Source organism: Maritimibacter sp. HL-12, assembly GCF_900177545.1.
Lineage (GTDB): Bacteria > Pseudomonadota > Alphaproteobacteria > Rhodobacterales > Rhodobacteraceae > Sinisalibacter.
Genome location: NZ_FXBQ01000001.1, coordinates 2071872 through 2096077 on the forward strand (window position 1 = coordinate 2071872; position 24206 = coordinate 2096077).

The 24206-nt window shown below is 66.6% G+C and carries 28 protein-coding genes; 12 read left to right on the top strand and 16 right to left on the bottom strand.

The window, feature by feature from the left end; translation table 11 throughout:
• Nucleotides 1-130: 130 nt before the first annotated feature.
• Genes B9Y97_RS10420 through B9Y97_RS10430 form a run of 3 tightly spaced genes read left to right on the top strand, consistent with a single transcriptional unit; the run spans nucleotide 131 to nucleotide 3076 of the window.
• Entirely contained in the window at nucleotides 131-778 is a 648-nt protein-coding gene (locus tag B9Y97_RS10420) for an acyl-homoserine-lactone synthase (RefSeq protein WP_085526674.1), read from the top strand.
• 41 nt (nucleotides 779-819) lie between these two features.
• The gene (locus B9Y97_RS10425; protein ID WP_085526675.1) at nucleotides 820-2355 is read left to right on the top strand and encodes an AAA family ATPase; all 1536 of its coding nucleotides are present in this window, start codon (nucleotides 820-822) and stop codon (nucleotides 2353-2355) included.
• Complete coding sequence (locus B9Y97_RS10430; RefSeq protein ID WP_085526676.1) at nucleotides 2345-3076, top strand: SDR family oxidoreductase; 732 nt, start codon at nucleotides 2345-2347, stop codon at nucleotides 3074-3076. Before B9Y97_RS10425 ends, B9Y97_RS10430 begins: the two co-directional genes overlap by 11 nt.
• A 57-nt stretch (nucleotides 3077-3133) precedes the next feature.
• On the opposite strand, the gene B9Y97_RS10435 is transcribed toward B9Y97_RS10430, so the two are convergent.
• The 5 genes from B9Y97_RS10435 to B9Y97_RS10455 all read right to left on the bottom strand — a co-directional run bounded on the left by B9Y97_RS10435 (nucleotide 3134) and on the right by B9Y97_RS10455 (nucleotide 6856).
• Nucleotides 3134-3901, bottom strand: a complete 768-nt coding sequence (locus B9Y97_RS10435; RefSeq protein ID WP_085526677.1) for a TIGR02186 family protein — start codon at nucleotides 3899-3901, stop codon at nucleotides 3134-3136.
• Between the two features lies 1 nt (nucleotide 3902).
• The gene (locus B9Y97_RS10440; protein ID WP_085526678.1) at nucleotides 3903-4817 is read right to left on the bottom strand and encodes a sulfite exporter TauE/SafE family protein; all 915 of its coding nucleotides are present in this window, start codon (nucleotides 4815-4817) and stop codon (nucleotides 3903-3905) included.
• 464 nt (nucleotides 4818-5281) lie between these two features.
• The gene (locus B9Y97_RS10445) at nucleotides 5282-5695 is read right to left on the bottom strand and encodes a GNAT family N-acetyltransferase (protein ID WP_176224344.1); all 414 of its coding nucleotides are present in this window, start codon (nucleotides 5693-5695) and stop codon (nucleotides 5282-5284) included.
• Nucleotides 5692-6297, bottom strand: coding sequence for a tRNA (adenosine(37)-N6)-threonylcarbamoyltransferase complex dimerization subunit type 1 TsaB (gene tsaB, locus B9Y97_RS10450; RefSeq protein ID WP_085526679.1), 606 nt, complete (start codon nucleotides 6295-6297; stop codon nucleotides 5692-5694). The genes B9Y97_RS10445 and tsaB overlap by 4 nt, the downstream gene beginning before the upstream one ends.
• A gap of 1 nt (nucleotide 6298) precedes the next feature.
• A complete protein-coding gene (locus B9Y97_RS10455; RefSeq protein ID WP_085526680.1) occupies nucleotides 6299-6856 on the bottom strand; it encodes a NifU family protein in 558 nt (185 codons plus the stop codon).
• A 133-nt stretch (nucleotides 6857-6989) separates the two neighbouring features.
• Between B9Y97_RS10455 and B9Y97_RS10460 the strand changes: the two genes are divergently transcribed.
• A complete protein-coding gene (locus B9Y97_RS10460; protein WP_085526681.1) occupies nucleotides 6990-7922 on the top strand; it encodes a DMT family transporter in 933 nt (310 codons plus the stop codon).
• Nucleotides 7923-7938: 16 nt separating this feature from the next.
• Here B9Y97_RS10460 and B9Y97_RS10465 read toward each other — a convergent pair whose 3' ends face one another.
• The 4 genes from B9Y97_RS10465 to trpS all read right to left on the bottom strand — a co-directional run bounded on the left by B9Y97_RS10465 (nucleotide 7939) and on the right by trpS (nucleotide 11430).
• The gene (locus B9Y97_RS10465; RefSeq protein WP_085526682.1) at nucleotides 7939-8394 is read right to left on the bottom strand and encodes a universal stress protein; all 456 of its coding nucleotides are present in this window, start codon (nucleotides 8392-8394) and stop codon (nucleotides 7939-7941) included.
• Between the two features lie 51 nt (nucleotides 8395-8445).
• Nucleotides 8446-9321: a branched-chain amino acid aminotransferase gene (locus tag B9Y97_RS10470; protein ID WP_085526683.1), complete on the bottom strand. Its 876-nt coding sequence runs from the start codon at nucleotides 9319-9321 to the stop codon at nucleotides 8446-8448.
• 134 nt (nucleotides 9322-9455) lie between these two features.
• Nucleotides 9456-9989 carry a DUF1697 domain-containing protein gene (locus B9Y97_RS10475; protein WP_085526684.1) on the bottom strand — a complete coding sequence of 178 codons (534 nt, stop codon included), beginning with the start codon at nucleotides 9987-9989 and terminating at the stop codon, nucleotides 9456-9458.
• 415 nt (nucleotides 9990-10404) lie between these two features.
• Entirely contained in the window at nucleotides 10405-11430 is a 1026-nt protein-coding gene (gene trpS, locus B9Y97_RS10480) for a tryptophan--tRNA ligase (RefSeq protein WP_085526685.1), read from the bottom strand.
• A 73-nt stretch (nucleotides 11431-11503) separates the two neighbouring features.
• Here trpS and B9Y97_RS10485 point away from each other — a divergent pair, with 73 nt between their 5' ends.
• From B9Y97_RS10485 to recR, 5 genes are all read left to right on the top strand, one after another.
• On the top strand, nucleotides 11504-12211 hold the full coding sequence (locus B9Y97_RS10485; RefSeq protein ID WP_085528211.1) for a rhomboid family intramembrane serine protease: 708 nt from the start codon (nucleotides 11504-11506) through the stop codon (nucleotides 12209-12211).
• A 142-nt stretch (nucleotides 12212-12353) separates the two neighbouring features.
• The gene (locus B9Y97_RS10490) at nucleotides 12354-14192 is read left to right on the top strand and encodes a DNA polymerase III subunit gamma/tau (protein ID WP_254900896.1); all 1839 of its coding nucleotides are present in this window, start codon (nucleotides 12354-12356) and stop codon (nucleotides 14190-14192) included.
• 78 nt (nucleotides 14193-14270) lie between these two features.
• Nucleotides 14271-14618 carry a YbaB/EbfC family nucleoid-associated protein gene (locus B9Y97_RS10495; protein ID WP_085526687.1) on the top strand — a complete coding sequence of 116 codons (348 nt, stop codon included), beginning with the start codon at nucleotides 14271-14273 and terminating at the stop codon, nucleotides 14616-14618.
• Entirely contained in the window at nucleotides 14618-14980 is a 363-nt protein-coding gene (locus B9Y97_RS10500) for a hypothetical protein (RefSeq protein ID WP_085526688.1), read from the top strand. The genes B9Y97_RS10495 and B9Y97_RS10500 overlap by 1 nt, the downstream gene beginning before the upstream one ends.
• A gap of 3 nt (nucleotides 14981-14983) precedes the next feature.
• On the top strand, nucleotides 14984-15580 hold the full coding sequence (gene recR / locus B9Y97_RS10505; protein WP_085526689.1) for a recombination mediator RecR: 597 nt from the start codon (nucleotides 14984-14986) through the stop codon (nucleotides 15578-15580).
• Here recR and hemC read toward each other — a convergent pair whose 3' ends face one another.
• The gene (hemC, locus tag B9Y97_RS10510; RefSeq protein ID WP_085526690.1) at nucleotides 15581-16543 is read right to left on the bottom strand and encodes a hydroxymethylbilane synthase; all 963 of its coding nucleotides are present in this window, start codon (nucleotides 16541-16543) and stop codon (nucleotides 15581-15583) included.
• A 101-nt stretch (nucleotides 16544-16644) separates the two neighbouring features.
• Here hemC and hemE point away from each other — a divergent pair, with 101 nt between their 5' ends.
• On the top strand, nucleotides 16645-17673 hold the full coding sequence (hemE, locus tag B9Y97_RS10515) for a uroporphyrinogen decarboxylase (protein ID WP_085526691.1): 1029 nt from the start codon (nucleotides 16645-16647) through the stop codon (nucleotides 17671-17673).
• Between the two features lie 49 nt (nucleotides 17674-17722).
• Here the strand turns inward: hemE and B9Y97_RS10520 are convergent, their stop codons facing one another.
• Nucleotides 17723-19201 carry an NAD-dependent succinate-semialdehyde dehydrogenase gene (locus tag B9Y97_RS10520; RefSeq protein ID WP_085528212.1) on the bottom strand — a complete coding sequence of 493 codons (1479 nt, stop codon included), beginning with the start codon at nucleotides 19199-19201 and terminating at the stop codon, nucleotides 17723-17725.
• A gap of 56 nt (nucleotides 19202-19257) precedes the next feature.
• Here B9Y97_RS10520 and B9Y97_RS10525 point away from each other — a divergent pair, with 56 nt between their 5' ends.
• Both B9Y97_RS10525 and B9Y97_RS10530 read left to right on the top strand, forming a co-directional pair.
• Nucleotides 19258-20055 carry an alpha/beta hydrolase gene (locus B9Y97_RS10525; protein ID WP_085526692.1) on the top strand — a complete coding sequence of 266 codons (798 nt, stop codon included), beginning with the start codon at nucleotides 19258-19260 and terminating at the stop codon, nucleotides 20053-20055.
• 57 nt (nucleotides 20056-20112) lie between these two features.
• On the top strand, nucleotides 20113-20826 hold the full coding sequence (locus tag B9Y97_RS10530; protein WP_085526693.1) for a hypothetical protein: 714 nt from the start codon (nucleotides 20113-20115) through the stop codon (nucleotides 20824-20826).
• Nucleotides 20827-20832: 6 nt separating this feature from the next.
• On the opposite strand, the gene B9Y97_RS10535 is transcribed toward B9Y97_RS10530, so the two are convergent.
• The 5 genes from B9Y97_RS10535 to B9Y97_RS10555 form a co-directional block, all read right to left on the bottom strand.
• Nucleotides 20833-21390 carry a hypothetical protein gene (locus B9Y97_RS10535; protein ID WP_085526694.1) on the bottom strand — a complete coding sequence of 186 codons (558 nt, stop codon included), beginning with the start codon at nucleotides 21388-21390 and terminating at the stop codon, nucleotides 20833-20835.
• 65 nt (nucleotides 21391-21455) lie between these two features.
• Nucleotides 21456-22448 (bottom strand): P1 family peptidase, encoded by a 993-nt coding sequence (locus B9Y97_RS10540; RefSeq protein ID WP_085526695.1) that lies wholly within the window; start codon nucleotides 22446-22448, stop codon nucleotides 21456-21458.
• Between the two features lie 95 nt (nucleotides 22449-22543).
• A complete protein-coding gene (locus tag B9Y97_RS10545) occupies nucleotides 22544-23284 on the bottom strand; it encodes a glucose 1-dehydrogenase (protein WP_085526696.1) in 741 nt (246 codons plus the stop codon).
• Nucleotides 23285-23360: 76 nt separating this feature from the next.
• Nucleotides 23361-23615 (bottom strand): hypothetical protein, encoded by a 255-nt coding sequence (locus B9Y97_RS10550; protein ID WP_085526697.1) that lies wholly within the window; start codon nucleotides 23613-23615, stop codon nucleotides 23361-23363.
• Complete coding sequence (locus B9Y97_RS10555; RefSeq protein ID WP_176224345.1) at nucleotides 23612-24205, bottom strand: DUF2953 domain-containing protein; 594 nt, start codon at nucleotides 24203-24205, stop codon at nucleotides 23612-23614. The genes B9Y97_RS10550 and B9Y97_RS10555 overlap by 4 nt, the downstream gene beginning before the upstream one ends.
• Nucleotide 24206: the final 1 nt, after the last annotated feature.

The following is a 24206-nucleotide window of genomic DNA, read 5'->3' on the forward strand; positions in this document are numbered from 1 at the left end:
CGCTTGAATAGTATGTGAAACCATACCTCGAGCGACGAACGGCAAGACCGTAAACCGACCGAGCGCACCCGCCGAAAACCTTAACCCATGCCGACCACCCTGACCGCACCGGTTTGGACAGGGAGGCCCCATGCTACGTTACATCTACGGCAATGATTTGCGCCGCTTTTCCCGCCTCGGCCACAGCATGTTTACCGACCGCACGGCGCAATTCGCCGAACGGCTCGGATGGCCGGTGCGCGTTAATGCCGCGGGTGAGGAACGCGACCAATACGACGTGTTGAACCCGCTCTACCTGGTCTGGGAGCGCGATGACGGGTTGCACGGCGGTTCGATGCGATTCTTGCCGACCACCGGGCGCACCATGGTCAACGAGCATTTCGCACATCTGAACGGCGGCGAACCCATCGTGAGCCCGCTGATCTGGGAATGCACACGCTTCTGCCTGGCCCCCGGGGCCGAGGGCCGGGTTGCGGCGGCGCTCGCGTTGGGTGCGGGCGAGTTGATGTCGGCCTTTCGGCTCCGGCATTATGTCGGTGTCTTCGACCCGAGGATGGAGCGTGTCTATGCCCGGATGGGGCTGCGCCCGGAGGTGCTCGGACGGGCGGGCGCGGGGCGCGCGGCGGTGGCGGTCGGGCTCTGGTCGATGGATCTCGCCGCATTCGGACCGATCCTTATACGCGTCGGGATCGGGCGCGAAACCTCGCGGCGCTGGCTTTCCGAGGGGCTGCATCCGCCTGGCGCAGCACCGGCCGTCGAGGCCGCACGCGCGGGCTGATCGCGCTGGTGCCCCGTGGCGGCGGCAGGTAGGGTCGCGCCATGACCGAGCTGCCCACGATCGCGTTCTCCGAAGACCAGGCCGAGGCCCATGACCGCGTGGCGGAGTTGCTGCGCGGCGTCGGCGTGGATATCGACGAAGGTGTCACCACGCCGATGAGCGAGGGCAAGGCGCGGGCGATGGCGGTGGTCGGCAAGGCCGGGTCCGGCAAGACCATGCTCCTTGCCGAACTGACCCGCGTGGTGACCGAGGCGGGCGTCGAGATCGTGTCGGGCGACTGGGAGGGCAAACGCCGCAAGGACCGCCGCACCCTCGCGATTCTTGCCCCCACCAACAAGGCCGCCAGCGTGCTGCGCGCGCGCGGCGTGCCCGCCACCACGATTCACCGCATCCTCTATACCCCGGTCTATGCGCCCGAATACGAGGCTATCGCCGAGTGGCTCGCGGGGCAGGGCGAGCGCCCGGAGGTGGCCGATCTGCCGCCGGCGGCGCTGGATCGGGCCTATGCCTTCTACCAGGCGCAAAAATCCATCCCCGGGGCGCTTGCCGCCGCCGGCTTGCGCGGCTCCGATTTCATTGCCGGCTGGAAGCGCCGCGACGATCCGCTCGACATCGGCTTCGTCGACGAAAGCTCGATGCTGGATGAAAAGCAATACGAAGACCTTCAGGAGATCTTCCCCGCGTTGGTGCTGTTTGGCGATCCGGCCCAGCTTGCCCCGGTGGGCCAGTCCGGCGCGATGATCTTCGACAGCTTTCCGGCCCCTCGCAAATGCACGCTGCACCGGGTTCACCGGCAGGCGCAGGACAACCCGATCCTCGATCTTGCCCATGCCCTCGGCGATGAGGGTCTGAGCTTCGAGGCCTTCGAGCGGATGGTGGAAGACGCCGCCCGGCGCGACGACCGCGTGAGGCTCGCCCCGCGGGTGAACGCCGACCTGATGGCGCGCTCGCCGGTGCTGGTCTGGCGCAACAAGACCCGGGTGCGCCTGATCACCGCCTTCCGCGCCGCCCACGGTGCGCCGGATCACGAACTCATCCCCGGTGAGCCGCTGATCTGCGACGGAATCGAGTTGCCGCTCAAGCACCGCAAGCGCCGGATCGAACTTGAGGCCAAGGGGCTGATCAAGGGCGCACAGGCGGTCTTTCTCGGCGCGGGCCGCAAGCAGGGGTTTTCGCGGCTGCACGTTGTCGGTGCGGAAGACCCGCGGATCTCGGTGGCCTCGATCATCAAGATCGAAAAACCCGAGGAGGAAGAACCCTTCATTCCCTTCGCCGCCACCATGGGTGCCGCCTTTCTGCACGGCGCGGCGGTGACGATCCACAAGGCCCAAGGCTCGCAATGGCCCGAGGTTCAGGTGTTTGCACCGGATCTCTGGGCGGCGTCGCGCGCGGGACGGGTCGAGGCGGGAATCCCGCTGTGGAAGCGGCTGGCCTATGTCGCGATCACCCGGGCCGAAACCCGGTTGCACTGGGTCACCCGTTATGCGCTGGCGCGGCCGACCGAGGCGCTCGGCATTGCCGACCTCGCATCCCCGCCTGCGCCGCTCGAATTGGAGGCGGAGGAAGATGGCGCGTAGCATCCTGATCACCGGGGCGAGCGCGGGCATCGGCCGCGCGGTGGCCGCGCGGTTCCTTGCAGATGGCTGGATCACCGGGCTGGTTGCCCGCAGGCAGACGCTGCTGGAGGAGATCGCGGCGGGGCAGGACCGCGCGGTGGTGCTGGCCGCCGACGTGACCGATCCCGAGGCGGTGGCGCGCGTCTTTGGCACGTTCGCCGCGCGGGCAGGGCGGCTCGACGTGCTGTTCAACAACGCAGGCATTTTCACCCCCGCCGCGCCGATCGACGAGATTCCGCTGGAGGACTGGCACCGCGCCCGCGCGGTCAATCTCGATGCGATGGTCTATTGTGCCCGCGAAGCCTTCGGCCAGATGCGCCGCCAGAGCCCGCAAGGCGGGCGGATCATCAACAACGGCTCGATCTCGGCGCAAAGCCCGCGTCCCGGCTCGATGAGCTACACCACCACCAAACACGCGATCACCGGGCTGACGAAAACCCTCTCGCTCGATGGGAGGCCGTTCGATATCGCCTGCGGCCAGATCGACATCGGCAATGCCCGAACCGACCTGTTGCAGGGCATCATCGACGCTGCCGAGGCGCGGGGCGATGCCCCGCCGCCGACGATGGACGTGGCCCAGGTGGTCGAGGCGGTGGCCTACATGGCCAGCCCGCCGCCCGAGGCCAACGTGCAGTTCATGACGGTGATGGCAACGAAGATGCCATTTATTGGCCGGGGTTGAGCCGGCTGCGGAGCCGGTGCGGAAACCGGGTTGATACCCGCACCGATCTTGCCCCGGTCAACTGCGCAGGAACACCCGGAAGAAGGCCGATGCGCCCCAGCCCGCCGCGATCGCGATGGCGAGCGACATCAGGCCGTAGAGGAAGGCCTGCTCATGGGCGAGGTTGTAGAGCCAGCGTTCAAGCCCGACCTTGCGCACGTCGATGCTGGCACTGTGCTCAGCCACCAGTTCGCCGCCCCGGGTGAGGTAGATCCGCGCCTGGTAGTCGCCTTCGGTGAGGTTCGATGGCAGCTCGATACGGGTGTTGAAAAGCGTGTCCTCGCTCATCGTCACCGCGCCTTCGTTGATCATGTAGAGCCCGGCCTTCGAGCGGATGCGGATCACCGCTTCGGCAAAGCTCTCGGTATCGGTCGCGGTCTCGTCTTCGAGAATGCGCACCGATTCCGGGATCGAGATGTCGCGCTCGCGGTTCAACTCTGGCGAGATGATCTCGTCGAAGGGCGCCGAGGTGGCGATGGCGTAGAACGAGGGGGCGGCCTCGACTTCGACCGCGTCGGTATTGACCCAGATCCCCATGCGTTTTTCCTTGCGCCGCACGGTGATCGGGTCTGACGGGCCCTCGACCACCACGACAACGCCGAGATCGCCTGCGGGCGCAGGGGCGTCACGCTTGACCGCGCCGAAAATCAGGATCTCCGAGCCGACAAAGGTGGCGGTGATCTGAACCGCGTTCTGGCTCAGGCCCGCGACGATCCCTTCCTGCTGCGCGGAGGCCGGCAGGGCGAAAGCGACGAGGGCGGCGACAAGGGAGAAAAAGCGTTTCATGTCAGTGTCCTCCCTCGCCAAGGCTGTAGAGCTCCGAAGGCATCAACAACAGGTCGAGCCCGAGCTTCACGCAGACGGCGATGACCATGAGCGCGAGCAGGATCCGCAGTTGCTCGGCCTTGAGCTTGAGCCCGATCCGGGTGCCGATCTGCGCACCGATCACGCCGCCGACGAGCAGCAGCACCGCGAGCGCGATGTCGACGGTGTAGTTCGTGGTGGCGTGCATCATCGTGGTGAAGGCGGTGGTGATGATGATCTGGAACAGCGAGGTGCCGACGACGACCTTGGTGGGCATCCCGAGAACGTAGATCATCGCAGGCACCATGATGAAGCCGCCGCCGACGCCCATGATCGCGGCGAGCACACCCACGAGCACGCCCACCATGATCGGCGGGATCGCGGAAATATAGAGCCCCGAGGCGCGGAACTTCATCTTGAACGGCAGGTTGTGCACCCAGTTGTGGCGCCGCCGCGTGGGCACCGCCTGCCCGCCGCGCGACCTCAGGATCGCGCGCAGGCTCTCGAAGAACATCAGCGTGCCGATGATGCCGAGGAAGATCACGTAAGACAGCATGACCAGGAGATCGACCTGCCCGATTGCCTTGAGATAGTTGAAGATCTGTATCCCGATCACCGCGCCGATCAGGCCACCGACCTGAAGCACCAGCCCCATCTTGATATCGACGGTCTTGCGCTTGAGATGTGCGAGCACGCCCGAGAACGAGGAGGCGACGATCTGGTTCGCCTCGGTCGCCACGGCGACGGCGGGCGGGATGCCGATGAAGAACAGGAGCGGGGTCATCAGGAAGCCGCCGCCAACGCCGAACATCCCCGAAAGGACGCCGACGAGCCCCCCGAGTCCGAGGAGCAGGAACGCGTTGACCGAGACTTCGGCAATGGGAAGGTAGATTTGCATGGCTGGGTATTGCTTCAAAGATTTGAATATGTCTAGAGGGCGCGTGATCCCCGGTGGCGAGTTTACGCGAGCCTCATCGTCGAGCGCGGTATTCCTCGTGCAATTTCAAACCCTTCCTTCGGTCGTTCCCGCGCCCGCCAAGGACAGGCAATGGGACGAAACAGCGTCTTGAGCCCCACAGTCGCATGTTGCGGGGCCGATTTCGGGATCGGTCCTGTGCCAGATGTGGCGACTCACTTCGCCTTGGTGTCGCACCGCTACTGCGTTTATGGCAATCCCGAAAGGGGGCAGGGTGCGACAAACCGGAGCAGTTGCCTTTGGATCACGCGAGCGTGACGACATCCGCTGGCTGTTCCTGGGGAGCCACGCTGTTTCAGGCGGTCGGTCGATCAGGGTTGCGGGTGCCGGGGTGGCCCGCGGCAGCACCGATCAGGCGCGCCGCTGTCTTCCACGGATCGCGCCCCTCAGGTGCCGAGGGCTTTCGTCAAGGTGATCGCATCCACCGCGCCGCCGGGTCGGGGGTAGTAGCTCTTGCGCCGCCCGGTCTCGCGCCAGCCCGAGACGGTGTAGAGCGCGCGTGCCGCGGCATTGTCGGCGGCGACCTCCAGAAAGGCCGCGTCCGCGCCGCGCGCCGCTGCTTCGGCCTCGAAACCGGCGAGCAGGGCGCGGCCCTGGCCCTTGCGGCGATGTTCGGGTGCCACCGCGATGGTGAGAAGTTCCGCCTCCCCCGCCACGGCCCGCCCGAGAGCAAACCCCTCCGCCGCGGTCACGACGAAACCGCCGGGCGCATCAAGCAGGCCCGCAATCTCGGCGGCACTCCAGCCACGCGCACCGGAAAAGGCGCGGGCATGAATCGCGGCCAACGCGTCGGGGTTCACGGCAGGATCTCGGGGGCAGGGTCGCGCGGTGGTGCTGCGTCGGCGGCGCGGACGTAGAGCGGCGCGGGGCGCGCCGGGTGCAAACCTGCTGCCAGCCGGGCCGCCGCGATCCGGGCCATCGCGGGGGCCAGCGTGGCCGGGTCGGCCATCGGGGCGCGCGGCAGGGCGGGGCTCAGGCTGGCGGCATTTTCGGTGATCACCGGGGCCTCGTCTGCGTCCTGCGCACCCAGAACCTGGGCATAGACCAACCCCCGCCGCGCGTCGGCCAGACTGAGGCAGGGCCGGGCCACGCCCTCGGCCTGCGCTTCGAGTGTCGACACGCCAAATGCCGGCACGCCCAGCCCCAGCGCCAGCCCGCGCGCGGCCGACACCGCGATGCGGATGCCGGTGAAATTGCCGGGGCCAATTCCCACCGCCAAGGCGTCGAGATCGCGCCAGCCCAACCCGGCCTCGGCCAGAACCTCCTCCAGGAAAGGCATCAGCCGCTCGGCCTGCCCCCGCGCCATCGGTTCCCTGCGCTCGACGCTGATCGTCCCATCCACAAGCACAGCGGCCGCGCAATGCGCGGCCGAGGTGTCGAAGGCGATAAGCTTGGCGTTCATGTCAGATTGTGACGGCGCGAACCTCTGTCACTTCCGGCAGGTAATGCTTGAGCAGGTTCTCGATGCCCATCTTCAGCGTCAGCGTCGACGAGGGGCAGCCGGCGCAGGCACCCTGCATGTGCAGGTAGACCACGCCACGGTCAAAGCCGTGGAAGGTGATGTCGCCGCCGTCCTGTGCCACGGCCGGGCGCACGCGGGTATCGAGCAATTCCTTGATCTGTGCCACGAGATCGGAATCCGCACCCTCGTGCGCGGCATGGCCACCGCCGCCCGCGCCCTCGATCACCGGGTCGCCAGACTGGTAATGCTCCATGATCGCGCCGAGCACGGCCGCCTTGATATGGTCCCACGCCACCGCGTCGGTCTTGGTCACGGTGACGAAATCCGTTCCGAAGAAAACCCCGGTAACGCCATCAACCTCGAACACCCGTTGCGCCAGCGGCGATTTCGCAGCGGCCTCGGCATTCGGGAAATCGGCCGTGCCCGCGTCGAGCACAGACTGTCCTGGAAGGAATTTGAGCGTTGCCGGGTTCGGCGTGGATTCGGTCTGAATGAACATTTCGCGCACCTTTTTTGTCGGATTTACATATGCGGACGACAGCCCCCGATGTCAAGCGACAGACCCCGGAGTGCCGCCGCCATAGGCGAAAAGGGGTTGCATTCCGCGCGGCGCCCGGGCTTTCCTCGCCGCCATGCCAGATCATCTCAAAGGCCTCCTTATCACCGGGCTCGGCGTGATCCTGATCGTGCCGGACTCGCTCTTCGTCCGGCTGATCGACGCCACTGCGCTCACCATCGCGTTCTGGCGCGTGCTGCTCACCGCCAGCGTGATCGCGCTTGGCGTTCTGGTGTTTCAGGGGCCGGGGGCGTTCCGCGCAATTCTCCGCCTCGGCCCGGGGATCTGGCTCTACATCGTCTCGATCGGCTTTACCGGCTTTCTCTTCGTGCTCGCGGTGTCGCTCACCTCGGTGGCCAACGTGGTCTTCATTCTGGCCGCGATGCCGGCCTTCGCCGCGCTGCTGAGCTGGATCTTCCTCGGCGAGAGGCTGACGCGGCGCACCTCGCTTACCATCATCACCGTGATGTTTGGAATCGCCATCATCGCTTTCGGTTCGGGCGAGACCGAACACGCCTCGCTGGCGGGAGACCTCGTGGCGCTGTCGGTGGCGGTGGTTTTCGCCATTGCCCTCACCACCGCGCGCAAGCTCAAGGCAAGCTCGATGGTGCCCGCAATCCCGATCGCCTATTTCGGGGCCGCGCTTGCGCTGTTTCCCTTCGCCGAGCCGATGTCGGTGCCCGACGACGACTGGATCTGGGTCGTGCTGCATGGCGGCGTCTTCATCGCCGGGGCCACCGCTTTCATCTCGCTCGGACCACGCTACCTGCCCTCGGCGGAGGTCGCCCTGCTGATCCTTGTTGAAAGCGTGCTCGCGCCGCTCCTCGCCTGGGTCGTGCTGGCGGAAAACCCGGGGCGTTGGGCGCTGGTCGGCGGCGCTCTGGTGCTCGGAGCACTGGCGGTGTCGAATGTCGTCGCTCTGCGTCAGCGCCGCCGGGTGCGGGTTGCACCCGGCACCTCGGTGCCGCAACCGCTTCCGCCGGGCGACAACGGTGCCGGGCCGGGCTGAAGCCCCGCCATCGTCGTCAGGTGATCGCTTCGAGCCGTTCCTTCGACATCTCGCCGGGCACGATGGTCATCGGCACCGGCAAGGTGCCAGATTCGCGCATCAACTGGCTGATGATCGGGCCGGGCCCGCCGCGCCCGGAGGCCGCGCCAAGCACCAGCACACCGATCTCACCCGACGCCTGGACCCGATTTAGGATCTCGTCCACAACGTTGCCTTCGCGGATCACCAAGCGCGGGTCGATATCGTGCTTGTCGCGCATCCACTTGGCGAAAACCTCGAAATGGGCGTGGATTCGTTCCTTCGCCTCCTCGCGCATCAGCGTGCCGACGCCGATCCAGTGATTGAACTCATCCGGCGGGATCACCGAGAGAATCTCGACCTCGCCACCGGTGTGCTGTGCACGCATGGCGGCAAACCGCATGGCATTAAGGCATTCCTTGCTGTCGTCAAGGACGACGAGAAACTTGCGCATTCGTGTATCTCCTAAGCGTTGACCTCAACATGGCGGAGGGTTTGGCGCGGTTCAAGCGCTCTTGGCTGCGTCAGAATGCGCCCAATCCCAGTAGAGCGACCGGGCGCGTTTGGTTATCGGGCCGATCTGGTAGTGGCTGCCGTCGAATTCCGTTACCGGCGTGACCTTGTTGAGGTTGCCGGAAAGGAACACCTCGTCGGCCTTGTGGAAGTCGTCGAAGCTCAGCACGGCTTCATGCACGGTGACGCCATCGGCGCGCAGGTTGGCGATGTGGCGCGCGCGGGTGATGCCGGCGAGGAAGGTGCCGTTGGCGATGGGGGTGAACACCTCGCCGTCACGCACCATGAACACGTTGGCCGAAGCGGTTTCGGCCACGTTGCCGAGCGCGTCGGCCACCAGCGCGTTGCCGTAACCCTTCGATCGGGCTTCGGCCAGCATCCGCGCGTTGTTGGGGTAGAGGCAGCCGGCCTTGGCGTTGACCACCGCATCCTCCATCACCGGGCGGCGGAACCGGGTGGTGGTGAGGGTTGTCGCGGCCTCGGGTGCGGCCATCGGGATTTCCTCCAGGCTCACGGTAAAGCCGGTGGCACCGGGCTTCGGCACGATTCCCAGATCGCCGCCCTCGATCGCCCAGTACATTGGCCGGATATAAACCGGGGTGCCCGCAGGGTAGAGCCCGAGCCCTTCCCAGACGATCTCAAGCATCTCCTCGGTGCTCACCGACGGGGTGATCATCAGCGCCTCCGCCGAGCGGTTGACCCGGTCGAGATGGGCGGCGAGATCGGGGGCGATCCCTTCGAAATAGCGCGCCCCGTCAAACACCGTGGTGCCGAGCCAACTGCCGTGATCGGCCGCCCGCATCACCATCACGTCGCCCTCGTGCCAGCGCCCCTCGAACCATGTGCGCAAATTCGTGCCCGTCGCCATCCTGGTCTCCTGTATTCTGCGCGGCGACACTAGGGCCGGGCGCGCAGGGCGGCAAGTATCCAGATCGGGATAATCGGGGGATGGGAAGGGTATCGGGGGACGGAGCGGTGGTTCGGTGCGCAATCCGATTTCGCTCAAGCGCTCAATTCAACCAACTTGCGAAGGGTGTTGAGGTTGCGTCCTGTCATCTCTGTTCCCGTGATCACCTTGGGCAGCCTTTCCGCCAGTCTCGATCGCCCGAACCCGCCGGGGGTGTGCAGCCATGCGCGCCGCCCGTCTAACTGGAGGTCTTCGCCGGGCACACGTAGGGCCCTGTAGGCATCCCAATCCAGAATGGGTGTATGCCAAAGAAAGAAGATGTGGCATGCGCTTCCCTGCTCTGGATTGAACGGACAATCCTCGAGCGCCTTCGCAACGGTTGCAGCAGGCAGTATGAGAATGGGGACATCAACCCCCATTTGCTCGGCCATCGCCGTGCGCAAGCGGTTCGACAGATCACCGGCCGCGTCCTTGGCGTTGAAGATCAGGTTGCCGCTGGCGATGTAGCTCCGCACATCGCACCAGCCCAGGCCCTCACAGAGTTTGCGCAGTTCGGCCATCGGCACCTTGTTGCCGCCGCCCACATTCACGCCCCGTAGAAGGGCTATCCAGCTCTTGTTGGATCTCATGGGTGTTCGGTTCCGCTATCCGCAAACGGGCCCCACCATATTGCAGCAGTTTTCCCCGGCTCGAAAGACAGCAAGAGGTCTTGCGCTGCCAGACGCCCGCCAATCTCCCAACGCCTCGCAATGGTTTGCGAGCACCCGCACCAACAACCTTTGGCGTTTGTCCCCCCAATAAAATGCGCCCCCGGTGGTATGAGCCGGGGGCGCGAGCGCGCAAAGCGGGTAGGGACAGCTGCGCGGGGCCGCCGGGCCGGGGAAGTGGGCGTAGCGGCTGTGCGACAGATAACCCGGCAATGATTCCGCCATGTGACAGTTTCAGACATGCACCGTCGCGACAGGCGGTGCGCCGGGAAAGACCTGTCTGTTCAATGGCCTGGCCTGCGCAGGGCACGCCTTTGCCCGCGCGGGTGCGCCTGCCTCAGCGTCGCGAGCGGACGAATCCCATGATCTCGAAGGTGCGTTCGAGAATCGGCTCGGCGATGGTCTCGGCCTTCTCTGCGCCTTTCGCCAGAAGCGCGTCGATCTCGTCCGGCGCGTCGAGGAGGCGTTTCATCTCGGTCGAGATCGGTGCGAGCTTCTCCACCGCGAGGTCGGCCAGCGCCGGCTTGAACGTGCCCCAGCCGGCACCGCCGAACTCGCCCAGCACCGCCTCCGTGGTGGTGTCGGCAAGCCCGGCGTAGATGTCGACAAGGTTGCGCGCCTCGGGCCGGTCCTTCAGACCGTCCACCTCCGAGGGCAGGCCCTCGGGATCGGTGCGCGCCTTCTTGAACTTCTTCGCGATCGTATCGGCGTCGTCGAGCATGTTGATCCGCTCCATGTCGGACTCGCCCGATTTCGACATCTTCTTCGCGCCGTCGCGCAGGTTCATCACCCGCATCGCCGGGCCTTCGATCACCGGCGTGGTGATCGGGAAGAACTCGACGCCGTAGTCGTGGTTGAACTTCGCCGCGATGTCGCGGGTGAGTTCGACGTGCTGTTTCTGGTCCTCGCCCACCGGAACGTGGGTGGCATGGTAGAGCAGGATGTCGGCGGCCATCAGCGAAGGATAGGCATAGAGCCCGAGCGAAACCTTCTCGGTGTTCTTGCCCGCCTTGTCCTTGAACTGGGTCATCCGGTTCATCCAGCCCACCCGGGCAACGCAGTTGAACAGCCAGCCCAGTTCGGCATGGCCTGGCACCTGACTCTGGTTGAACAGCACCGATTTGTCGGGGTCGATCCCGCTTGCCAGCATCGCGGCGGCCACCTCGTGGGTGGAACGCTTGAGATCGGCAGGATCCTGCCAGACCGTGATCGCGTGCAGATCGACCACGCAATAGATCGTCTCGAAGTCGGGGCCCTGCATGTCGACCCAACGCTTGATCGCGCCGAGGTAATTGCCAAGGGTCAGCCCGCCGGAGGGCTTGATCCCGGAAAAGACGCGGGGAGTGAAGGCGCTGTCCGACATCTGGCGAACTCCGTCTGGATTTATCTGCCCGGCTCGCTTACCCATGCCTTGGCCCAGCGTCAAGGAAGCGCCCATGAAACTGATTTTCCCCACCCCCGACGAACAGGATCACAACGCCCCGCCGCTGAACCCGCTGCCGGTAAGCGTGATCGTGCTCGCCCTGGTGATCTTCGGAGTCGAGTTGGCGCTCACCGCCGGAGGGGCCGGGCTGGTGGGCGGCCCGTCGGCAACCGGCTGGCGGCTTCAGGCGATCGAACGGTTCGGCTTCTACGAGCCGTTGTGGTCGTGGATGGTCGATAACCGGCTGGTGCGCTGGGATTACATGCTGCGGTTCCTCACGTTTCCGTTCATCCATGGCACCTTCACACATGCGCTTTTCGTGCTCGTCTTCCTGCTTGCCATGGGCAAGCTCGTCGGCGAAGTGCTGGCCGACTGGGCGGTGCTGGTGATCTTCTTCGGGGCATCCATCCTCGGCGCGCTGGCCTATGGCCTGGCCTGGGAAACCCGGGTGATGCTGTTCGGCGGCTACCCCGGTGCCTATGGCCTGATCGGGGCTTTCACCTTCATCCTCTGGGCCGGTCTCGCGGGGCGCGCAACCGGGCTTCAGGCGTTCACCCTGATCGGGTTCCTCATGGGCATTCAACTGATCTTCGGGCTGTTCTATGGCGCACGGCTCGATTGGGTGGCCGATCTCGCGGGCTTCGTCGGCGGCTTCGGGCTTGCCTTCTTGGTGAGCCCCGGCGGCTGGCAGGCGATCTTGCGCAAGTTGCGCACACGCTGAGCGCCTGCTTTCAAGCAAGACCACGTCGGCCTCGCGCGCCGATCGCCCGAGCCGTTTGCGCGACAGTTTCGTTCGCGCATTGCCGAACAGCCCGGAAACGTGCTGGCGCGCGGTTTCCCGCGGTGCCAGTACGCGGCGAAACTTGAAATCCGCTCATCCTGTCCTGCGGTGGTGGACGCCGGATGCCCCAGCCTCTAGATTTGGCCGCAACCAACCTGCGGGGAGCACCATGTCCGACAGCGGCGAAAAAGCCTACCAGGTGCTTGCGCGCAAGTATCGCCCCGAAACCTTCGCCGACCTCGTCGGGCAGGAGGCGATGGTACGCACGCTCAAGAACGCCTTCGAGGCCGACCGGATCGCGCAGGCCTTCATCATGACCGGGATTCGCGGCATCGGGAAGACCACCACCGCCCGGATCATCGCCAAGGGGATGAACTGCATCGGTCCCGACGGCAGCGGCGGGCCCACGGTTTCGCCCTGCGGCCAGTGCGAGCATTGCGTGGCGATTGCCGAGGGTCGGCACGTCGACGTGATGGAGATGGACGCCGCCAGCCGCACCGGGGTGGGCGATATCCGCGAGATCATCGAGAGCGTGCACTACCGCGCCGCCAGCGCGCGCTACAAGATCTACATCATCGACGAAGTGCACATGCTGTCGAAAAGCGCCTTCAACGCGCTTTTGAAAACGCTGGAAGAACCGCCCGAACACGTGAAGTTCATCTTCGCCACCACCGAGATCCGGCAGGTGCCGGTGACGGTGCTGAGCCGGTGCCAGCGCTTCGACCTGCGCCGGATCGAGCCGGAGGAAATGATTGCCCTTCTGCGCCGGATCGCAACCGCCGAGGGTGCCGAGATCGCCGCAGATGCACTGGCCCTGATCACACGGGCGGCGGAAGGCTCGGCGCGCGATGCCACCTCGCTGCTCGACCAGGCGATCTCCCACGGCGCGGGCGAAACCACCGCCGACCAGGTCCGCGCCATGCTCGGGCTGGCCGACCGTGGCCGGGTGCTCGATCTGTTCGACATGGTCGTGAAGGGCGATGCGGCCGGCGCGCTTTCGGAACTGGCCCGGCAATATGCCGATGGCGCCGATCCGATGGCGGTTCTGCGCGATCTGGCCGAGGTGACGCACTGGATCAGCGTGATCAAGATCACCCCCGAAGCGGTGGAAGACCCCACCGTTGGCCCCGATGAGCGGGCGCGCGGGCAGGCGATGGCGGCGGTGCTGCCGATCCGGGTGCTGAGCCGGATGTGGCAGATGCTGCTCAAGGCGATAGAAGAGGTGGGCCAGGCCCCGAACGCGATGATGGCGGCAGAGATGGCGGTGATCCGGCTCACCCACGTGGCCGATCTGCCTGCGCCGGTCGATCTGGTGAAACAGCTCACCGAAACGCAACCGCCGCCCTCGCCCCCGGCTGGATCGCCCGCGCCTGCGAATGGCGGTGGCCGGCCGGAGGCCCGGGGCGGCCTGGTGCCGCAGTCCGGAGGCAATGGCGGTGGGGCAACGGCGCTTGCACGGGCAGAGGAAACCGCGCTTTCCCGATATGCCCGATTCGACGACGTGGTGGCCCTGATCCGTGCCAACCGCGACGTGCAACTGCTCATCGAGGTCGAAACCACGCTTCGGCTGGCCCGCTACGAGCCGGGCCGCATCGAGTTCACCCCGACCGACGACGCGCCCGACGATCTGGCCCAGCGTCTGGCCCAACGGCTTCAGGGCTGGACCGGCGTGCGCTGGGGCGTGACGCTGGTTTCCGGTGCCACGACGCCGACGATCGCGCAAACCCGGGATGCGGCGCGGCTCACCCTTGAGGAGGAAGCCCGGGCGCACCCGCTGGTGCAGGCGGTGATCGCCGCCTTCCCGAAAGCGCGGATCACCGAGATTCGCACCCCGCAGGAGCTTGCCGCCGAAGCCGAGGCCGAGGCCTTGCCCGAGGCGGAGGAGGCGGGCGAAGACTGGGATCCGTTCGAGGATGGCTGAACCGATGCCGCGTTCCGGGCGCTTGTGCAACCGCGCCACGGTGCGTATCTGCGAAATGCAACAGACAAGGACCACGACATGCTGAAAGGTTTGGGAAATCTCGGCGACATGGCCAAGATGATGAAGGCCGCGCAGGAGATGCAATCGAAGATGGCCGAAACGCAGGAGGCGCTGGCGCGCATCACCGTCGAGGGCGAGGCCGGTGCCGGCCTGGTCAAGGCGACTGCCACGGCGAAGGGCGAGTTGACCGGGCTTGAGATCGACCCGTCGATCTTCGATCCGAACGAGAAGGAAGTGGTCGAAGACCTCATCCTTGCCGCGATCAAGGACGCGCAGGCCAAGGCTGCCGAGCGGATGGAACAGGAAATGGCCAAGGTCACCGAGGGGCTCGGGCTTCCGCCGGGGATGGGCAACCCCTTCGGCTGATGGCGGGCATCCTCAGCTACGGCCGCGATGAAGCGGCGGCCTTGCCGCTCAGCGAGGCGACGGTCGAGGCCGTGATCGTGACATCGCGCCGGGTCTGCCTGACGCAGCTTGCGGTGTCCGCCGCCCTCGTCGGCGGGCTGGTGTGGGTCGCGCTCCAGTCATCCGGAGTTATGGTCTGGCTGTCCGCGGGTTTGGCGACGTTTGCTGCCTGGGGTCTCTGGGGGGCCTTGTTCGCAACACTGAACCACTTCATCGCGAGCATTCCGCTTCGACGGAATGCCACTGCGGAAATCGCCCGCGAGACCGATCCGAAGAAGTTCTGGTGGACGCACCGAGAGGTGTTTCCCCTTGCCTGGGAATAGACCATGACCAACGCGCCGCGCGAGATCGAAAACCTGATCGACCTGATGGCGAGGCTGCCGGGGCTTGGCCCCCGATCGGCCCGCCGCGCGGTGCTCTACCTCATCCGCAAGCGCGGCCTCCTGCTCGCGCCGCTGGCCGACGCGATGCACCAGGTCGCTGTCACCGCGCGCGAATGCGTGGTTTGCGGGAACGTCACCACGTCCGAGGTTTGCGAAATCTGCACGTCCGAAAAGCGCGCCACCGGCGAGCTTTGCGTGGTGGAGGATGTGGCCGATCTCTGGGCGATGGAGCGCGCGGGCGTGTTCAAGGGCCGCTACCACGTGCTCGGTGGAACCCTTTCGGCGCTCGACGCGGTGGGGCCGGAGGATTTGCGAATCCCCAAACTGGTGCAGCGCGTGGGCGACGAGGGCATTACGGAAGTGATCCTCGCGCTCAATGCCACGATCGACGGCCAGACCACGGCGCATTACATCGCCGAGGAGCTTGAGGGGCGTTGCGTCGTCACCTCTCTGGCCCAAGGCGTGCCCATCGGGGGCGAGCTGGATTACCTGGACGACGGCACGATCACCGCCGCGCTGAAGGCCCGCAAAGCGCTGTAATCAGGCTTTTTTCCAGTCGAAAAACCCGTCGCCTGCCCGTGCCAGCAGGCGCGCGGCCATGGCGCGGCCGATCTCGGGCCCGTCTTCGACAGCGCCGGTGACATCGTCGGCCAGCGCCTCCGAACCATCGCTGCGCAGGATCTCGCCGCGCAGGCGCAGCCGCCCACCGTCGAGCGTGGCCAGCCCGGCAATCGGGGTCTCGCAAGAGCCGTCGAGCGCCGCCAGAAAAGCGCGTTCGGCGGCGAGGCGTTGCCCGGTCTCGGCGTGGTGAAGCGCGGCGAGCATTTCTGCGGTGCGGTTGTCGTCGCTGCGTCGCTCGATGCCGATGGCGCCCTGCGCCACCGCGGGCAACATTTCCTCCGGCGTGATCGCCCGGCGCGGCACCTCCGTCATCCCCAGCCGGTTGAGCCCGGCGATGGCAAGGAAGGTGGCCTCGGCCACGCCGTCGCCCAGCTTCTTCAGCCGGGTCTGCACGTTGCCGCGAAATTCCACCACCTTCAGATCGGGCCGCCGGTTGAGAAGCTGCGCCTTGCGCCTGAGCGACGAGGTGCCGACAACCGCGCCCTCGGGGAGATCGGCGATACCCGCATGCGCGAGCGAAACGAAAGCATCGGCGGTGTCTTCGCGCGGCAGGTAGCAATCGAGCAGGAGGCCAGCGGGCTGCTCCGTCGGCATGTCCTTCATCGAATGCACCGCGATGTCGATCCCGCCCGACAGGAGCTGCTCCTCGATCTCCTTGGTGAACAGGCCCTTGTTGCCGATTTCCTTCAAGGGCCGATCAGCGGCGATCAGCGAGGCATCGTCGCCGGTGGTCTTGATCACCACGATCTCCAAGGCAGCCTCGGGCAGACCGAAAGCAGACATCAGGCGGGCGCGGGTCTCGTGCGCCTGCGCCAGCGCCAGCGGCGAGCCACGGGTGCCGATCCTGAGCGGTTGGGCGGGGGAGGGGAGCATCAGTGTCATGCAAACCGTTTAAACGCGGCAAATCGGCCTGTCCACGCCCCGCGTGCTTGACAAGACGCCGCGCAGTTGGGAACCAGCCGCAACAAGCGAAAGGATCCCGCATGACCAAGCTTCTGATGCGCGCCCTGGCCGGCGAAACCCTGCCCGTTCCGCCGATCTGGATGATGCGCCAGGCCGGGCGCTACTTGCCGGAGTATCGCGCGACCCGGGCAGAGGCGGGCGATTTCCTTTCGCTGTGCTACAACCCCGAGCTCGCGGCGGAAGTCACCCTGCAACCGATCCGCCGTTACGGCTTCGACGCGGCGATCCTGTTTGCCGATATCCTGCTCGTGCCGCAGGCGCTGGGCGCGGATCTCTGGTTCGTCACCGGCGAGGGGCCAAGGCTCTCGACGATCACCCGCCAGGCGGAGTTCGACGCGCTGAAACCGGCGGCCGCGATCCATGACACGCTCGCTCCGGTCTATGAAACCGTGCGCATTCTCTCGCGTGAGCTGCCCGCCGAGACAGCCCTGATCGGCTTTGCCGGTGCGCCATGGACGGTGGCGACCTACATGATCGCCGGGCGCGGCACCCCGGACCAAGGCCCGGCCCATGCGCTCAAGGCCGAAAACCGTGCGCTGTTCGAGGCGCTGTTGGAGCGGATCACCGAGGCCACGATCGACTACCTTTCGATGCAGGTGGAGGCGGGCGCCGAGGTGGTGAAGCTGTTCGACAGTTGGGCCGGCTCGCTCAAGGGCGAGGATTTCAACGCCTACGCGCTGGAGCCGGCGAAACGGATCATCGCCGAACTCAAGGCACGCCACCCGGGCTTGCCGGTCATCGCCTTCCCGCGCGAGGCGGGCGAGGGCTACATCGGCTTTGCGCGCGCCACCGGCGCCGATTGCGTGGCGATCGACAATTCGGTTTCGCCAAGCTGGGCCGCCGAGCATGTTCAGGTGGACGGTTGCGTGCAGGGCAACCTTGATCCCAAACACATGGTCACCGGCGGCGAGGCACTGGTGACGGCCACCCGCGAGGTTGTCGAGGCGTTCCGGAACGGTCCGCACATCTTCAATCTCGGCCACGGCATCACCCCGGATGCCGACCCGGAAAACGTGCAGTTGATGATCGACACGGTGCGCGGCGCTTAGGCCCGGTAACGGATTGCCCCGAACCCGCATTCGGGTTCGGGGCTTGGTTTCAGATCGCCATGCAGATGTATTTCATCTCGAGGAAATCCTCGATCCCGTGGCGCGAGCCTTCGCGGCCAAGGCCCGATTGCTTGACCCCGCCGAACGGGGCCACCTCGGTGGAGATGATCCCGGTATTGACCCCGACGATGCCGTATTCCAGCGCCTCGGCGACCTTGTAGACGCGGCTGAGATCGCGGGCATAGAAATAGCTCGCCAGCCCGAAGATCGTGTCGTTGGCCTTCGCGATCACGTCGTCTTCGTCGGTGAAGCTGAACAGCGGCGCGAGGGGTCCGAAGGTTTCGTCCTGTGCGAATTCCATCTCCGAGGTGGCACCTGTGACAATGGTGGGCTGGAAGAACAGCCCGCCCTTTTCGTGCGGCTGACCGCCCAGGATCACGTTGGCGCCCTTGGCGCGGGCATCGGCGATATGTTCCTCCACCTTCTTCACGGCGTCCTCGCTCACCAGCGGCCCAAGCTCGGTGCCCTCGTCGAAGCCGTCGCCCACCTGCATTTCGCCCACCGCCTTGGCGAGCTTTTCTGCGAAGGCGTCATAAACCCCTTCCTGCACGTAGATCCGGTTGGCGCAGACGCAGGTTTGCCCGTTGTTGCGGAACTTCGAGGCGATCGCGCCCTGCACGGCGGCATCGAGGTCGGCATCGTCGAACACGATGAAGGGCGCGTTGCCACCCAGTTCCATCGAGCATTTCTTGACCTGGTCGGCGGCCTGCCGCAGCAGGATGCGGCCCACGAAAGTGGAGCCGGTGAAGGTGATCTTGCGCACGGCATGGTTCTCGGAGAACTCCTTGCCGATGTCGGAGGAACGCGACGAGGTGACCACGTTGAACAGCCCCTTGGGCAACCCGGCGCGCTCGGCCAGAACCGCCAGCGCCAGCGCCGACAGCGGGGTTTCACCTGCCGGTTTGGCCACCACGCCGCAGCCCGCCGCGAGCGCCGGGCCAACCTTGCGGGTGATCATCGCGTTCGGGAAGTTCCACGGCGTGATCGAGGCGACCACGCCCACCGGCTGCTTGATCACCTGGAGCCGCATGTTGGGCAGGTGCGGCGGGATCGTCTCGCCGTAGATCCGCTTGCCCTCCTCGGCAAACCACTCGATGAAGCTGGCACCATAGGCGATCTCGCCCATCGCCTCCTTGAGCGGCTTGCCCATCTCGGCGGTGAGGATCAACGCGAGATCCTGCTGGTTCTCCATCATCAGGTTGAACCAGGCGCGCAGGGTGTTGGCGCGCTGCTTCGCGGTGAGCGCCTGCCAGTCCTTCATCGCCGCCTCGGCCGCGGCAATGGCGCGCGCGGTTTCATCGCGACCAAGATCGGCCACCTCGCAGATAACATCGCCCCGGGCGGGGTTGGTGACGGGGAAGGTTGCGCCATCGTCGGCGTCGATCCATTCGCCGGCCACGTAGGCCTTGGTGGCGATGAGGGACGGGTCTTTCAGAAGCGAGCCGAGATCGGTTGCGTCGCGCGGCATTTTGGTCTCCATTGTTGGTCCGGGGCGCGCAAACTGGCTCCGGTGGAGGGCGCCCGATGGATTACGATCTCGCATATGCTAACGCCGATTTCATCCCGAATGCCATGGCCTATCCGCCACGTTGGGCACGGGAGGCGGAGGAATGGCGCGCGGCGCGCAAGGATCATGCAAGGCTGGGGGTGTCCTGTGGAGCCGGCGAGTCCCACGCGCTCGATCTCTTCCTGCCCGACGGGGCCGCGGCCGGTCTGGTGATCTTCGTCCATGGCGGCTACTGGCTGAAATTTGGCCGGGAAGACTGGTCGGCCTTCGCGGCCGGTCCGGTGGCACAGGGGTGGGCGGTGGCGATGCCGTCCTACACGCGGGCACCCGCCGCGCGCATCCGCGATATCACCCGCGAGATCGCCGCGGCGGTGAGCCGTGCGGCGGCAGAAGTGGCGGGACCGATCGTGCTCACCGGCCATTCGGCGGGCGGGCATCTGGTCGCGCGGATGAATTGCTCCGATGTCGCTCTGCCCGAAGAGGTCGATGCCCGGATCGCCCGGATCGTGCCGATCTCGCCGCTGGGCGACCTGCGCCCGCTGATGCGCACGAGGATGAACGCCGACCTGCGGCTCGATGCCGCCGAGGCCGCGGCGGAGAGCCCCACGCTCTGTACCGAGCGTCGCGGGATCGACACCCGCGTCTGGGTGGGTGCGGAGGAGCGCCCGGCGTTCCTCGATCAGGCCAACTGGCTGGTCGAGGCATGGCCCGAGGCGCGGCTTCACATTGCCCCCGGGCGGCACCATTTCGACGTGATCGACGCGCTGAAAGACCCGACCAGCGTGCTTGTCGGCGATCTCGTCGGGCGCGATTGACAGGCTGGGCGCGACGGCCAGAATGCGCCCGAGCAATGGAGACCGAATCCGATGCGAATGCTGCTATCCTTGGCCCTGGCTGCGCTTGTGCCGGGTTTTGCCCTGGCCGATGAGGCGATGTGCGAATACCGCCACCCCGACCGCCCCTCATGGGATTTTTTCGCGGCCTGCGAGATCGAGGAAACCAGCCGGAACGGCGTGGCGACGCTCGAGGCCAATGTTGCGAACGGATCGCGTTTCACGATCGAAGACCCGTCCGGGGCCGATGGGTTGGCAGCGGTCAGCGTGAACGGTCTCGCCGCCACCCGGCTTGCCCGAGAAGACGCCCGTTGCTACCTCACCGAGACCGAGGGGGAACTCGTGTGCATTCATCCGCAGGGTTCGGTCGCAAGCACGACGGCGCCGCCTGAGCCATCTCCCGCGCCCGCCGCCTCCGACACCGGGTTCGGCGGTGGCCAACGCGGGTTCTGCCTGCTTGCCGCGCGCAAAGACGGCGTCGAGACGCTGGTGGAATACGGGGCCTGCACCCGGCGCGAGAACTGCCTTGCCAGCGACACGGGCGGCCTCACCTGCCTGACCGATTTCAACTGGACCTCTGGCCGTCTGACCGAGATGGCGCGCGCCGACGACTGGCGAACGCTCGATGGCGCGACGGTCGACATCGACGACAAGGGCTGTTTCAACGACGCGCCCGGCGGCCTGCGGTTCTGTTTTTCGCAAGACGCGATGACGGCAGCGGAACATCCCGTTCTCGCCACCGCCAGCCCGTGAACCGGGTCAGCGCCCGAAATCGTTCAGGGCGTTGAAGTCGATCGCTTCGAGGATCGGGATCATCACCTCGGGTTCGGCCCCGCTGGCCTGCACGATGATGCGCCCGTCGATCAGCCCGGTGAGTTCGCCATCGTCGTAGAGAAACTTCTCACGACCAACCCGGTGGGTCTTCAATCCCATGATCGCGGCGTTGGAAATCATGCCACCGAACATGGCGACCATCGGGTTATCGGCCATGATCGAGAGGGTCACCCGCTCGGTGCCGTCGGTATAGCTCGCCTCCGCGGCGGAACCGCCGCCGAGAAAAGCGAGGCCCGCGTTCATGTCGCTCTCGCCAATCTCCCGGGTCCAGCCCTCGGGCGGCTCGGGCAGGAAGCTGGTGAGTTCCTGCGCCGACATCGCCTGCAGCAGTTGCTTGGCGTAATCCAGTTCCTCGATGGCATACTTGATGTCGCCATCCTCGTAGGCCTGCAACGCGGACGAGAGCGTATCGGTAACCTCGTCGGCAAGGGCCGGGTTGGCGACGGACAGCATCAACAGGGCAAAAGACGTAGCTCGAAACATTGGGGCCTCCCATTGGCTTATGAATTCACGATATCCCCGATGCTCGCATTCATCCTTGATCAGCGTCAATCGGGGCCAAAGGCCGCGCGCCACGTGGGCAGGGGATCGCCCGGTGCCGGAGCCGCGGCATGAACCCCGCGCGCAATGGCGCGCGCAAGGCAGACCGCCGCGGCGTGGCCAAGGCGAAGCGGGTCGGCCTCGGGGCGCGCGAGCGGTTTCATCCCGGTGGAAGCGGCGAAGACGAGATCGCCGTCATAGGGTGTGTGGCTCGGGTGCAGCGCGCGCGCCATGCCATCATGCGCGGCCACGGCAAGGCGCGTGGCCTGCGCCTGGGTGAGCGCGGCATCGGTTGCGACGATGGCGATGGTGGTCGCGGTGCGCGGTGTCAGCTTGGTGACCGGTTCCGCGCCGGGGTCGAACCCCGTGATCGACCCGAGCCCGCCGAACTCGCGCCCAAACTCCCAGGGCGCGGCCCAGAACCGGCCATCGGGTCCGGTCGCGCTGCCCACCGCGTTGACCACGACCAGCGCCCCCACGGTGAGCCCGCCATCGAGCACCAGCGAGGCCGAGCCGAGCCCGCCCTTGAGGTCGGCCAGCATCGCCCCGGTGCCCGCACCCACGGAGCCGAGGGGGAAATCCTCCGCCAAAGCGCCAAGTGCGCTGTGTCCGAGCCGCTTGTAGGGGTTTTCGCGCCACTCCTTGTCGCCGCCGTTCAGCAGATCGAACATGATCGCAGCGGGCACGATCGGCACCTTCTGCCCGCCCACGTCGAATCCGCGCCCCTGCGCGCGCAGCCCGTCGGCCACGCCCGAAGCGGCATCGAGTCCAAAGGCCGAGCCCCCCGCGAGCACCAGCGCATCGACCTCCTGCACCAGCTTGTCGGGGGCCAGCAGGTCGGTCTCACGGGTGCCCGGCGCACCGCCCATCACGTGCACGGCGGCCACGAAGGGCACCTCGCCCGCAAGCACGGTCACGCCGGTTTTCACCGCCTCGTCGGCGGCATTGCCCACCATCAGCCCGGCCACATCGGTGATCAGGTTGCGCGCACCCGGTTTCATCGCATCTGTCCTTCTTGGGTCAAAAAATACCTCGGGGGGTGCGGGGGGCGGAGCCCCCCGCCCGGGTCGCGCCGGGCGCAGCCCGGGGCGAAACCTCAGATACAGCGCCCGCCGTCGACCTCCAGCGCCACCCCGGTGATCATGCCGGCCTCATCGGAGCACAGGAAGGCGGCGGCGTTGCCCATGTCCTCGGGTGTCGAGAACCGGCCGAGCGGTATGGTGGAGAGAAACTTCGCGCGGATCTCCGGGGTGTCCTCGCCCATGAAGCTCCTCAGCAGCGGCGTTTCCCCCGCCACCGGCGCGATCGCGTTCACCCGAACCCCGTGCGGGGCCAGTTCCACCGCCATCGTCTTCGTTGCCGTGATCATCCAGCCTTTCGAGGCATTGTACCAGTTGAGATTGGGACGGGGGCTGAGCCCGGCGGTGGAGGCGACGTTGAGGATCGCACCGGTCCCCGCCGCCTTCATTCCGGGCACGAAGGCCCGCGCGGTGAGGTAGACGGATTTGGCGTTCACCGCGAAAACCCGGTCGAACTCGTCCTCGCTCACCTCTTCCATCGGCTTTGGCAGGTGGGTGATCCCGGCGTTGTTGACGAGGATATCGACCTGCCCGAAAGCAGCGCGCGCGGCATCGGCCATGGCCTCGACCGACGCGGCGTTTGCCACGTCGACCGCCTGTGCCACCCCGCCGATCTCGCGCGCGATCGCTTCCGCCGCGGCGGCGTCGATATCGGCGACCATCACCCGCGCGCCCTCGGCGGCGAACTTGCGCGCGATCCCGGCCCCGAAGCCCGAGCCCGCGCCGGTAACGATGGCGGCCTTGTTCGCTAGTCTCATGTCTCACCCTCCCGCTTGCCGTCACCCTGCCGAATCGGGGGCCGAATTCAAGCCCGAACTCGGGGCGCGGACGGTGTCATGCGGCCTCGGGGTCGGTCATCGCGGCAACGAGCCCGGGGCAGGCCGCCTCCAGCGTGGCAATGTCGAGCGGACGGCCCGCGAGATCGACCGCGCGCAACCGGTCGCCCTCGGCGATCAGCACCGCGGCCGGGCTCTTGTTGCACTGCCCGGCCACGCCGCCCGGCCAGGCTTGCGCCGCGCGGCGTCGCTCGCAAAGCGCGGCCAACCGGAAGCGGCCGCAGGTGCGGGGAGGGTCGAGCTGCAAGGTCATGTCGGCCTCACGAATACCGACCAGGCCAGCCGGATGATCGGGCCGAGCAGGGCGATGGGGGTCAGGTGCAGGGCGAGATCGGCCCGGCCCTCGAAGGTGGCACGCTCGAAATCCGGGGTAAGGCGCAAGGCCACCGTTTCGCGGACAACACCGTAGAGCAGCGGCGCGGCATAGCCGAATAACCGGCCGGTTTCGGCCGGGTCGCCGGTGCCGATCCGCGCGTCGAGGTCGAGCCGGTCGATATGGATGCACGCGGCCTCGCCGGCGACCAATACCGGCACACCTTGGGCGATCCGTCGGGTCTGTTCCCAAGAGATCGGGGGCGACCATCCCTTGTCCTTGGTCTCCCGGTCTCTGCGCCGGGCCGGACGGCGGGCTTCGCGACGTGCCTTCGCGCCGGGGTGATCGGTGTCGAGAAGGCGAACCGGCGGCGTGCGCCCCCAGAGCGTGCGGGCCTCAAGCGTCACCCGACCCTGCGCCCTGCCGCTCTCGGCGGCGAGGCGCAGGTGGAGCGGCGTCGCGGCGAGGAGTCCAACCGCCAGCAGGACAAGCGCCAGAAGCGCCAGCAGGATCCAGCCGAGCGCGCCCATC